This window comes from Legionella qingyii (genome assembly GCF_003184185.1).
The window spans coordinates 15,660-28,267 of record NZ_QHJG01000058.1 but is presented as its reverse complement, the minus strand read 5'-3'; the positions used below and the strand labels follow the sequence as shown (position 1 = coordinate 28,267).

Below are 12,608 nucleotides of genomic sequence, written 5' to 3'. Positions count from 1 at the left end.
AAATCAATGGGTTAGTCTAGACTAACTTGATTAAAATGCCCCCTTTTTTGGGGTAGAGCCAACACTTTTTTATAAAAACCCCTCTACATTATGAACTTCTCTGGTTACACCTAACGAGTTAATTCGGTTAGCCGCATTTCTCAATAGATCGCCAGAAAGATGTGCATAACGCAAAACCATCTCAAAACTTGACCAACCACCAAGTTGTTGCAACTCCTGCAAACTCGTCCCATTTTGCACATGCCAACTTGCCCATGTATGCCTTAGGTCATGCCACCGGAAATTTTCAATACCAGCTCGTTTAAGAGCTTTTAACCAGGCATGATTGGTGCACTTCCCTATTTTTTTGCCTTGGTAGGAAAAAACAAACTTGGGATGAGTACCATACCTGGACTGTAGAACTTCAATAGCATTGTCATTGAGCGGAACAGAAATAGCTTTTTTTGTCTTTGCCTGATCAGGGTGCACCCAAGCATGTCGTCTAATCATGTCAACATCTTTCCATTCCAGCCCAGTAACATTTGATGCTCTCAAACCAGTTGCTAAAGTAAAAGCTGCCATATCCTTAAGATGTGGTGGCAATTCTTTTAGCAATCGATTTGCTTCATCAATTGTAAGCCATCGAATTCTACTATTTTCTATTTGACGCATGCGAATAACGGGAATTTTTTCAATCCATCCCCATTCTTTATACGCCTTTGTTAATAATGCCCTTACAATTTCCATTACACGATTAACGGTAGTGAGAGTAACACCCTCTAATTCCTTTTTAAGTGCAATTTCCTCTAACAGTTCATGACTAATCTCATGAAGCTGATAATTACTTAAATAAGGGTCAAGCCATCGTAAATGAAATTTATCTGTTTCAAGGCTGCGCTTATTTCCATTTTCGCGTAGCCAACGACAAACGGCATCACGCCAACCATAAATTGGCTTATTTTCCAATTTAGTGACAGACCATAACTCCGCTTTGATCCTATCGTGATACTCTTGTGCACTTACTTTATCGGCAGTCCCAGTGCTTCTTTGTATTCTTTTTCCTTGATGGGTGAAACTAACCCACCAAGTTGAGTTTCTTTTGTAAAGCGCCATTTATTATTACTCCTATGGACAGCGCCTTGCGATGTAACACTGGTAGCATACTTAGATCGTATGTACACCACAAGATCTTCCTCTAAAAACACCCAACCCCTACCAATCTTTACACCAGGAATATCACCTGATACGGCCATACGACGAACTGTTTCCTTATGCGCACCTAAAAATAGAGCCGCTTCAATAATATTTAGGGTGTTGTTACTATTTATATTTTTATATAGAAGGTTATTTTGATTCATATTAATATCCATATCACACAAATGCTCGTTTCGTGCAGTTATTACATCATATCGAGCACCTCCAATCAATATAAATAAATGTAATGATTTTTAGTAAATTGGATTAATTTTTTAATTAGCTATACCTTTGACCCTTTTGTTTATACAATAACCGAAAGTTGATTCATGGAGAAAAAAATGGATTTATTGAACCAAATTGAAAATGCTGTTGGCAGCGAATTTATAAATACAAATGAACATATGGAATTGTTGTATACAGTTCAGGAAATGACTAGTTCAGAGCAACAACCCCATTCAAATAAAATAGTGGAAATTTTATAGTTAATGTCAAAGCTAATAGTTTGCGGATCTGGAATAAAATCAGTCTCTCACTTTACTGAAGAAACTAAATATATAATTAAAAATTCTGATAAAGTTTTATATTTAGTCAATGAGCAGAATCTCAAGTCTTGGATTCAGCGCGAATCTAAAGAATCTGAGAATTTAGAGGAGCTCTATTTTAGTAGTGATAAACGAATCGATGCTTATAGTAAAATTACAAACTACATTATTAGCGAATATAATAAAGGCAAAATACTTTGTGTTCTATTTTATGGTCACCCAACCATATTCGCTGAATCAGCTTTAAATGCAGTAAAAAAAATAAAAGCAGCTAATGGAAATGCTACCATACTCCCAGGAATTTCAACTTTAGATTGTCTATTTAGTGATTTAGAAATAGATCCTGGTAATAAAGGATGTTTTACTATTGATGCTACCGAACTATTACTATATGAAAGAGATGTCGACATAAATGCTCATGTCATTTTATGGCAGATAGCAAACCTTGGAATGCATAATATTAATCAAACTAGTAAGATGCAGGTTTTATCTGAATACATAACTAAGTTCTACCCCCATGATCATATCGCTTATCTATATGAAGCAGCACAAGTTCCTATGCAACAACCTAGAATTGAGAAAATTAAATTAAAGGATTTAGTTGATTCAAAAATTAATTCGACTACAACTTTGTATATAACGCCAGCAAATCAAAAACAATTAAGTGAAAAGTATCTTAAACTTCTAAAAATCAATCTCCAAGATTATAAATTATCTTGAAAGTCGGACACACCCACGAAATAGTTTCGCATCACTTGAGAAGATCGTCGCATTATCACAATAAGAAAATAAAAAACGTGAATCCTCATCTAATAATTCATTTGGATTTTTAATCAAATTTTGACTATCAGATTTATAATGATAAAAAGTAAATTGAGTTTCTTTACTTACTTTATACAAAGTGCTACCAAATGCATCACCCTTCTCTTCTGTAAACTCCTCTTGATATGCTAGTAATACATTCTTTAAAGTTTCAAGCTCTGTTAACGTGCTATTACTTTGATTAGTTTTAAAGGTATTAATTTTTGCAAATGGGCATTGCAATGGATAATAAACACTGTCATTTTTCTCATCCAAAGAAGCAGGAACCATAACCGTAGGTGTATATTCAAGACCATAACACGTATTGTAAATTCTTTGAACATCACTAACAGGAAAATACTGCTCATCAATAGCAGGTTTTACTCCAATACCTGATCCCATGCAGATATTAAAAATGTATTTTGCTGTATCCATGATAAAAGGAGTGGGCCTAAAACGATTTACTTTCCTTGCACTTAAAAATAGATCATTACACGAGGAGTCATAAGTATTTTTAGTTAGCTTTTTCCGTAATGCTTCAGAAAAATGAAGCTTTAACTTTAACCACTTATCATTCCTCTTTACTTCCTCAATAAACTGTTCAGAAAAATAAAGAATCTGGCTATGCCAGTTTGTAGATGTATATCCATCCTGTAGGACTTCTTTAAAGATACGATAGTGTTCATAAGGTGTTTTTGGTGGAGGATGAGAAACATTAAAATATTTTTGTACTCGAGCATGTTTTCTTTGGCATCCTATATTAGGTAACAGAAAAGAAGACAGAGCCCCCGATGAAACCGATAAAACATTGTTATCAACTGTCTGATCTTCATCAAATACAATTTGCATATTAAAAATAGCACCTGGGCCTTGTACACAATCAGGAAAAATCCTATCTTCCTCCCCAAAATAGTGCCATTCACAATATTTATCCAGAATAATACCTAAAGGTAAGCTGTTCTTTCCATAACCTAAATGTTGAAACAACTCATTATCTGTGTTGGGACTATCTATTCTTTCCAGTTTTCCCGACTTACCAGGAAGATATGCAAGATTTTTAATACCAAAATGCTCACCAAAACGATAATGAGCCAGAAAAAAAGGGATTTGAGTATTTGATAAAAGCTCGTCTAAAACTTGGTATATAGAAGGATTTACTGCATTAATTCTATTTTTGATTTCATTCCATGAAACTTTTTCAATTCGGTTCATACCTTAAACACCTGTAAAATACAGTATTACAAAATATCCTTATTTTAAAATTTAGATAATTGTAAAAAAGACTTAATACTAGCCAATTTTAATGGTAGAGTCACCTTTTTCAATGGATGTGAAAGTAAAAAATGCATAATTCAATACAAAGAATGCCAAATGGAGTTACATCGCTTTACTTTATTCAGGCTTGTTCAACATTTTCGTTTGCAATACTTTATTCTTCCCTCTCACTTTACATAAGCAAACAACTTGGGTTATCTCCAACAGTCTCTAACAGCGTTGTGGGCTTATTTTTAGCCTTTAACTATGTTTTACATTTGTTTGGTGGATTGATGGGAGGTCGCTATATCAGCAATCGCAATTTATTTTTTATTACAACCCTAATTCAAACGGCAGGGCTTGTAGTGTTGGCAATATCTCAAGTCTCATTACTCTATGTAGGATTAGGCTTGTTTCTGATAGGTTGCGGTCTCAATACAACATGCTATAACACCATTTTATCTCAACGCTTTCAGCCAGATGATAGTCGTAGGGATAAAGCGTTCTTTTTAAGTTATGCTGCAATGAATGTAGGATTTTTTGCCGGATATATCAGTAGTGGATTTTATGATTACTCAAATGATTACCAACAGCTTTTCTATATTGGTGTATTTGCTAATATTTTAACGTTACTATTCATGATTTTTAGCTGGCACAATCTTGCTGACAATGAATTATCTTCGACTTCTAAAAACAGTAGAAATAAGTTCGCGAGTAATATGATTAGCTTTATAGGGATTATTACATTAATCCCAGTGTTAGTTTTGTGTTTTCATTCTTCTTTCCTGAGTAATAGCCTTGTTATTACTACCAGTATTGTTATGTTATTGGTCATTCTAGTTTTAGGTTATCAACAAAAAAATCAAGCAGACAAACAAAAAATTCTGGTCTATTTAATCTTAACTGTGACATCAATTATATTTTGGATGATCTATTATACTGGCCCGATGGGCATCACTCTTTTTATTAAGAATAATGTCGATAAACATATTTTTAATTTTGAAGTTGCTACCCAATGGATTTTAAATCTTAACGCTATTGTGATTATTTTAGGCGCACCAGTTGTAGCGATTGTTATCAATAAACTCAAAGATAAGGGTTACAATTTTTCTACCTCAATGCAATTTGCAAGCGCTTTTGTAATTCTAAGTTTTTCATTTTTTTCTTTGGCTTGTGCGGTAGTATTTTCTAACAACCAAGGTTTCAGCAGCATATCCTGGATCATACTTCATCTAGTCGCTCAAGCCATTGCAGAATTATTAATAGGACCTGTAGGATATGCAATGATTGGCCGAATAGCACCTCTTAAGTTACAAGGTATTTTAATGGGTACCTGGATGATGGTTTCAGGAGTTTCTGCATCATTATCACAATACTTTTCTAATGCAATGGTACAAACACAAGCAACAGATCCTCTAATCACCAACCCAGATTACCTTCATGTATTTTGTCAATTGGGACTATGGGCATTAGTAGGTGGTATTTTCTTATACCTTATTGCAGGAAAGATAAAAAATCTTATTGATGAAAAATCTACAGAAGCTATAAATGATTCAACTGTTCAAGTTTAAGTTTTGCTATTATTTAGTATTTGCTTATCATTGACTATTTTTGGCTCATTTATGCATTTTTCCTTTGACAATCTCGGGGTAAATATTCTAATTTTTTTAATATTCATAACCGCTTACTCTTATCCATAGAAGCAATAATCAATTTTGTTTATATATGGAGCGGACATGGAGTGTTTATCAATTAACTTGCCACAAAAAGAAGCAAGATATATCTTAAAAAATGAATCGCAAAAAAATTTAATTAAAATGCTCTTGCATCATGCCTCTATGGATTTAAAATATTTTGCAGAACTTCTGGGGGTTGAATCCTCAGTTCTTGTCCAAGTTGTTAAAGGGAACGATTTTCTAGATGGAGAGAATTTCAAACGGTTGGTTGATTGGTTTTTCTTTTTTATAAATGGATAGTTAGGAAAAAATATCCCCATTAATTGGTACTTTTAAGAGATAGCATTTTAATTTATGTTGAGGCATAGTAAGAGCTTATCTACCCGAAAATAAGTACTCAATGCATTACATCTTAGTTATAAAAACCCGGTTAAATTTATTACTAATAGCATTAAATTTCGATTTTTATTGGAAGATTTTTGCTCATTAATATACAATCGAAAAATTTTTAATCAACACTGATAAATAAAAACATCTTATCTAAAGAAACGATTAATTAAGAGATCGGAATTGGACAGTGCCCTTCTAATCGTTGCTTGAACGTTATCAGATTCTTATTGATAAAAGGAATAATTGTGTAGAAATGGATTTTCCATAACCATTGGAAAATGAAGCTGTGTCAATTTTAGATTTTATTAAAAAACAAATTTTACGTTATAGAGACCTCTTAGCCAACTTATCACGCAGAAATAAAGAAATTTATTACCGTGAAAGTCGTGGGCATTGTATTAACTTATCAAAAGCTCCTAAGGTAGAAGATGCTTATAACGCTATTATTTCAGAAAAATTTATACCCCTGCGCTCAACATCAACAATATTCCAAGAGTTGATGAATAATTCTTATTTTAATCTCACTCAACATCTTCTATTAGAAGAAACTAAAAATACAGATTTAATTAAGAGACTTGATAAAATAAGGCTTGCTGATGATAAGTTTCAACGTGAATATGGTATTTCTGGAGCTTGGCTTTTAGGGCCATTTCTTTGTTGGAGGGATAATGTAAATTTCAAACAAGATGAATTACTAATCTCACCAATTTTTAAAATAGCAGTAGATGTGGTTAAGGATAAAGGAAAAAAATGGAGCTTGAAACTAGAAGATACTACTGTTCATTTGAATCCATCATTACGTCTTGCACTTCGGCAAAAATTAGGCATAAAACTTCCAGAACATTTCGAATCTGACCAAGTATCCGACGCTTTACAAGAGTTTAAGAACTATTTAGAAAAATCTGGTAAATCAGTTATTCATGATGAATCCTTTACTGATTCCCTCCCCAAAATTCCTCCTCGTTTTAAAATTGTAAAAAATGAGGAAGGAGAAATTGTTGATAGAATTCCAGTTAACCTAGCGGAGGCTCTCACGAAAAAAGAGTATGAGCTATATAGTAAAGTCAATGAAAATCAGTTTTATCTAATTGATATTGTCCTAATAGACCATCTTAATGCAAGTCGCACAGTACTTCTTCGAGATTATGATTCTATTTTTGAAAACTCTGAAATGCACCCCATTTTATCAGAGTTATTTCTCGGAAAACCTATTCCTACTAATAAAGGTGAAATATACGAGCGAATAAAAGGTCTTGATGATTATAAAGAACGAGATAATTTTTTTGTTGTAAATATTGACTCATCTCAACATAGAGCTATTGATCAAACGACAAAGAGCAAGGTAGTCGTGATACAGGGACCACCGGGTACTGGGAAAAGTCAAACAATTACAAATCTTATTGCAGAAACTTTATCAAAAGGTAAAAAAGTACTATTTGTATCAGAAAAAAGAGCAGCACTTGATGTTGTATATGCTCGATTAAAACAAGCTAACCTTGTATCACAATCAGTTCTTATTCACAGTAGTGATTTGAATAAACAAAGCTTATATAACTCATTTTTAGAATTAGCAGAAGCAAGCCATGATCCCCAAGCTGAAAAACAGTGGGAATTGTTAACAAATGAACTAGATAACCTAAAGTTAGAAATCAATACTTATTACCGAATACTAGAAACAGTCCACAATCCAAGTGGCTTATATATTTCTGATTTACTTACCCTACATTCCGAGCAAAAGAATATTAAGATGAATATTCAATTCGCTAATTTATTTGCAAAATATTCATTTGATGACTTAAAGCACATATGTGGAAAATTAAGGGAACTGCAAGTGCATGTAGCAAAAGTGAAAGATCTTCCTACTCATCCTTGGCTTCATAGGAAGGATAATACTATTTTAACTAATAGCTTTATGCAAGTAATGTTAGATATGGTCGAAAAAATTAAACTTACTGAACAATCAATATCCTCAATTAAAATACAAATCAAAGATATCGGAGTGAATAATATTGAAGCTATCCCCGCTTCCAATATATTAAAGGAGCTAACTCAATTATCTCTACCTTCTGAATGGTTAGAGTTTGCTGCTTTGTTTTACTCTGATTTATCTGGCTTAATGATATATCAAAAGGAAATCCAGGAAATAATACAAGTAATTGAAAGTGAGAAGTCTCATTTTGACTTAATAAACAAAAATGCTAATGACGAAATAATTAGGCAACTTGAAATGTACTACTCTATTTCGCGTAGTATATTTCATTGGTTAACCCCAAATTTTTGGAAAATGAGGAATTATAGGCGTCAATTTCTAGCAAATTGGGATGGAACAAATAAGTCTTTTAAATCATATCGGCTGGTAAAAGAAGCCATAAAATCATTCAAATCCATCACTCAAAATAAGTTACTTCCATTAGAGATTAATGAGTCAGATCCAGAAAAAATTGTTCAAGCCTTCAATACAATTAATCCAATACTTAAGGCCATATCTAGTATTGGAGATATTATGAGGAAATTAGGACTATTCTCTAATCCTGAATTAACTAGTTATAACAGTCAGTCGGCGACAAAAATTAAACAAATATTTCCTGATTTATATAAAGCAAAAATCAATTTAGAAGAACAAATTGAGAAACTAGATAAGCTAAAAAATGAACTAAATCAGTATTTCGAAAAACCTATAGTCTCAGATACTGATAATGAAAAATATAACTATGATTTTCTTGTTGAAAAAATGAGCGATTTGGAAATCTTAGATAAGATTGATTTATGTTTAAACAACATTAAATCATCTTTTAATTGTGATTTATCAAAAGAACTAATGATTAAGAATCTCATTCCTATTGATGACTCCTGGGACCAATACCTTATTTCTTTAGTGATTAAATGGTGGATAGACGAAGTTATTACACAATATCCTGAACTACGAAATTTCGATCGAAATAATTTTCTTACTAAAATTGAATCTTTTAAAAAAATCGAATCAGAGCACCGAATTTCTGCACGTGAATTTGTAAATAATGCTTTTTCAAAAAGATGGGGTAATGGTGTTGGAGAGTTCGAAGGATTAAGTTTACTTAAGAAAGAAGCTAACAAACAACGTAAGGTACTTTCGCCTCGTGAAATTATGGAGCGAGGGGCACTTTCTACTATGTTAAAACTTAAACCTTGTTGGTTGATGAGTCCATTAAGCATTAGTCAAATACTTCCAATGGAAATGGGACTATTTGATATTATTATATTTGACGAAGCATCTCAGGTAAGGGTTGAAGATGCTATTCCATCGATCTATAGAGCAAATTCTATGGTTGTTGTAGGTGATCCAAAACAAATGCCCCCTACAAATTTCTTTTCAGCAGTTGAATTTATTGACGATGATGACGATGAAAATGAATCAGATTTATCACAAAGTATATTAGATCTAGCCTCTCAAATTTATCCTTCTGAAGTATTAGAATGGCACTATAGAAGCCGCTCTGAATCTCTAATTGCATTTTCAAATAGAGCATTTTATGGAGGCAGATTAATTGCTGCCCCTAATCCATATTATTTAACTGAAGGAGAAGTTATTAAATTTCATCAAATAAATAATGCTTATTTTAACCAAAAAGAAGGAAATAATGTTGAGGCTGAAGCTTTAGTCGACAGATTAGCTCAGTTATTCCAAATTAATCCTGAAAAATCTCTGGGTGTTATTGCGATGGGACAATCGCAAATGATAGCTATTGAAGATGCCATCGAACGTAGAATACATTCTGATGTAAGTTTTAAAAATAATATAAAAAAAGCAAGAATACTCAGTAATGGCGAATCTGATATACCTCTTTTTGTGAAAAACTTGGAAAATGTTCAAGGAGATGAAAGAGACCTTGTATTAATTTCTGTCGGATATGCTCCCTCCTCACAGGGTAGGAAACTACATATGAACTTTGGTCCACTTTCGAAGCAAGGTGGTGGACGACGTCTTAATGTTGCAATCACTCGTGCGAAACAGAGCCTAGAAGTATTCTGCTCATTTGATCCAAATTTAATTCCAACAGAAGAAAAAGATTTTACTAAAAATCCTGATTTAGTTTTATTTGGAAGATATCTTAAATATGCAAAAGCAATCAATGATAAAAGTTATCCTGAAGCAAAGGCTATATTAGATTCCTTTGGTATTGGTGGTGCTATTACTACTCGAAAATCAAGCTCATTCAGCAAAAATGTTAAACGTCGATTAGAAGAGCTAGGCTATAAGGTATCTGCTGAGATTGGATCAAGTGGCTTTTATATCGATTTAGGAATTCATCATCCTGTCATTCAAACTAATTTTATTTTAGGTATAGAGTGTGATGGGGCATTATTTCATTCTACACCCTATGCTCGCGACCGTGATAAGATTAGACAAGAGTTGTTGGAATCGCGTGGATGGAAAATAGAGCGTATTTGGTCACAAGATTGGTCTAGGGACTGGAAGGCTGAAATTGTAAGAATAGACAATATATTGAAAGGAATTCTAAATACACATAATGATCAAATGCTTTCTTATGAAACAACTGAAGAAATATAATTTAAGTAACAAATATCTAAGACAGGAATATGCTATTGAACTTACAAAGGTTTAATTTTTGGAATTTTGAATAATTCAAAGTGCCAAAGTACATATTAATACATAATTGCAAAGCCATCTTATTAGTGGGAAGATAAATTTAACATAAACAAATTTAATGATGAATTATTTCTATCTGTATCAAGGTGATATTTTAAACCTGCTTTTCAAAAAGTCTATTAATATAAGTTAATTCTCTTTGAATGTATCACTTAGTAATCTTATTCCGGGCTTTTTAAAGGCCACTTGGAGTACTAATTCAAGTATGTGAATATTTGGATCATTTATATAAGATAATCCAATATAAGTTTTTTTATCCTCCTTCATACCAATATAGAATTTTCCATCATAGCTCCAAGTATGGACTTGGTGCCACAAACAGCTGATGGATTCATTCTTACCCCAAAGTTTATACCTGATAAATGAGATACCTTCATCCCTGATTACAGCAGCGCCTAGCTTTATCTCTTTACCTAATTCTAATGTTGCAAGAATATCCGAACATAAACGAATTCCGACTGCATTCCATAGTTTGTCAATAAAAGTAGAATAGATTTCTTTACGTCTTAGATCTACAACTGTTTCTGAATCATTATCACCAAAAGCTATTGTGTACCTGGTGCCCGTAGGTATGCCATTTATAGAGTGCCTGACTCCTCCCCAACGAACTCGCGTGATTGCCTCCAGTGGATAACTATTATCTTTCCACTTAACTCCATTAGGAGAAATACTTAATAACTCCTTAAATATCACACCGATTTCAGCTTGATAGGTTATTTCATTAGCAAATTCGGTTTGACGAATATCAGAATTTTTTTGTTCTTCTATAATCTCTTGGAGTTTATCAACATCCTGTTCTACACGTGCCAGGATTTCTGGGTCATAAAATAGCTCATTAATAAGACTTGTAATTCTTTTTGTTTGATTACTCATCTCGTGCTCATTAAACAAATCGATTGCAAGATTTCTGATTGAGTAAGCTAACGTATTACTTAATTCATGCTCAAGCCCACGAGATATTGCACTTAGTTGAATAGGTTTCGCAACTTGAGCCCAATTTCTTACCACAGTCTCTAGTTTATCGATAATTGGCTCAACAACTTTTTCGCCAGCAGATGCAGATTCGTCTGCTATTTTAATAAGTTCTTGGATATTGTCTGCTTCTTTTTGGAGAAACTCTAGACATTCTATTTCATAACTATCTACCAACTCATCAATCAAGACTGGAGCATGTTTCTCACCATTTTGTGTTATGTTAGTTACTACTAATGCAACTACTTTGATTAGAGTTGAAGATGGGAGTCGGTTTAAGGCATCTTTAATGACACTTCTAAAATATTGATTTCGTTCTGCTAGATCTGCTTCAATATGCTGCTGTGCATGAACCTCGGGAAAGCCAGCTACCAAACGATCCTCATTTATGTCACGAATGATGTCATCAATTTTTATACTATCAATAAGATATACTATTTCCTGTATGAACTCTGAAATATCTTCTGCTTTATCTTTAGCGTCAATGGCATTAAAAGCAGCAGCCATAAGATTGGCATGAGCCAAAACTGGTAAACCTGTCTCCTTTCGAATTGACATTGGGTCAAAAATTAATTGATTGGTTAGTTGTTCTGCCTTTCTTGGAGAAACACCAGGCAACCAGGCCAATTCAATGCTTAATCGAGTTCTTGGGTTTGTTAAGTCGGAACGTGCCTTTTGACATACTTCATGATTAAGTTCTAACGATTTTTCTTCAGCTAATTCCACAATTCGTTTTCTACTATCGCGAGTGTTCACACCAAGCAAGAAAAAAGGATTTTCTTGGATTTCTGAATTCTCTAAATTTCTTAGTCTATTAGAGCTCATAATTTTAGGTTGGATGTTACTCGAGCAATTCATTTAATATTACTCCTACAATTTATTTCAAATAGGTTCACAGTATTCGCCAATCTTTCTAAATCCCCTGCTACAACTCCAGCTATGACCGAGATAATCTAGTTCAGCATTTTGGGGTATAACGACCTTAATACACCCATTTCCGTTTTGCTTATATCCCTTGCTGCAACTCCAACTATGACCGAGATAATCTAGTTCAGCATTTTGGGGTATAACGACCTTGATACACCCATTTCCGCTTTGCTTATATCCCTTGCTGCAATCCCAACTATGGCCGAGATAATCTAGTTCAGC

General features: G+C 33.3%; 10 protein-coding genes. 5 read left to right on the top strand and 5 right to left on the bottom strand.

Annotation, left to right across the window (positions count from 1 at the left end; genetic code table 11):
• Positions 1-69: 69 nt before the first annotated feature.
• Complete coding sequence (locus DGG96_RS19955) at positions 70-1,092, bottom strand: tyrosine-type recombinase/integrase (protein ID WP_110144221.1); 1,023 nt, start codon at positions 1,090-1,092, stop codon at positions 70-72.
• Entirely contained in the window at positions 999-1,337 is a 339-nt protein-coding gene (locus tag DGG96_RS19950) for a helix-turn-helix domain-containing protein (RefSeq protein WP_110144225.1), read from the bottom strand. The genes DGG96_RS19955 and DGG96_RS19950 overlap by 94 nt, the downstream gene beginning before the upstream one ends.
• 177 nt (positions 1,338-1,514) lie before the next feature.
• Between DGG96_RS19950 and DGG96_RS20985 the strand changes: the two genes are divergently transcribed.
• The gene (locus tag DGG96_RS20985) at positions 1,515-1,658 is read left to right on the top strand and encodes a hypothetical protein (RefSeq protein ID WP_158618866.1); all 144 of its coding nucleotides are present in this window, start codon (positions 1,515-1,517) and stop codon (positions 1,656-1,658) included.
• 3 nt (positions 1,659-1,661) lie between these two features.
• Entirely contained in the window at positions 1,662-2,438 is a 777-nt protein-coding gene (locus DGG96_RS19945; RefSeq protein WP_110144220.1) for an SAM-dependent methyltransferase, read from the top strand.
• Here the strand turns inward: DGG96_RS19945 and DGG96_RS19940 are convergent.
• The gene (locus tag DGG96_RS19940; RefSeq protein ID WP_110144219.1) at positions 2,430-3,731 is read right to left on the bottom strand and encodes a hypothetical protein; all 1,302 of its coding nucleotides are present in this window, start codon (positions 3,729-3,731) and stop codon (positions 2,430-2,432) included. The genes DGG96_RS19945 and DGG96_RS19940 overlap by 9 nt on opposite strands.
• 131 nt (positions 3,732-3,862) lie before the next feature.
• Between DGG96_RS19940 and DGG96_RS19935 the strand changes: the two genes are divergently transcribed.
• The 3 genes from DGG96_RS19935 to DGG96_RS19925 all read left to right on the top strand — a co-directional run bounded on the left by DGG96_RS19935 (position 3,863) and on the right by DGG96_RS19925 (position 10,388).
• The gene (locus DGG96_RS19935; RefSeq protein WP_110144218.1) at positions 3,863-5,344 is read left to right on the top strand and encodes a peptide MFS transporter; all 1,482 of its coding nucleotides are present in this window, start codon (positions 3,863-3,865) and stop codon (positions 5,342-5,344) included.
• A gap of 165 nt (positions 5,345-5,509) precedes the next feature.
• Positions 5,510-5,749 carry a hypothetical protein gene (locus DGG96_RS19930; RefSeq protein ID WP_110144217.1) on the top strand — a complete coding sequence of 80 codons (240 nt, stop codon included), beginning with the start codon at positions 5,510-5,512 and terminating at the stop codon, positions 5,747-5,749.
• A gap of 361 nt (positions 5,750-6,110) precedes the next feature.
• Positions 6,111-10,388, top strand: coding sequence for an AAA domain-containing protein (locus DGG96_RS19925; protein WP_110144216.1), 4,278 nt, complete (start codon positions 6,111-6,113; stop codon positions 10,386-10,388).
• Positions 10,389-10,616: 228 nt separating this feature from the next.
• On the opposite strand, the gene DGG96_RS19920 is transcribed toward DGG96_RS19925, so the two are convergent.
• Both DGG96_RS19920 and DGG96_RS21105 read right to left on the bottom strand, forming a co-directional pair.
• Complete coding sequence (locus DGG96_RS19920; RefSeq protein ID WP_199742187.1) at positions 10,617-12,317, bottom strand: hypothetical protein; 1,701 nt, start codon at positions 12,315-12,317, stop codon at positions 10,617-10,619.
• Between the two features lie 24 nt (positions 12,318-12,341).
• Positions 12,342-12,608 (bottom strand): hypothetical protein (locus DGG96_RS21105; protein ID WP_205872632.1); only part of this gene is annotated, 267 nt, incomplete at its 5' end.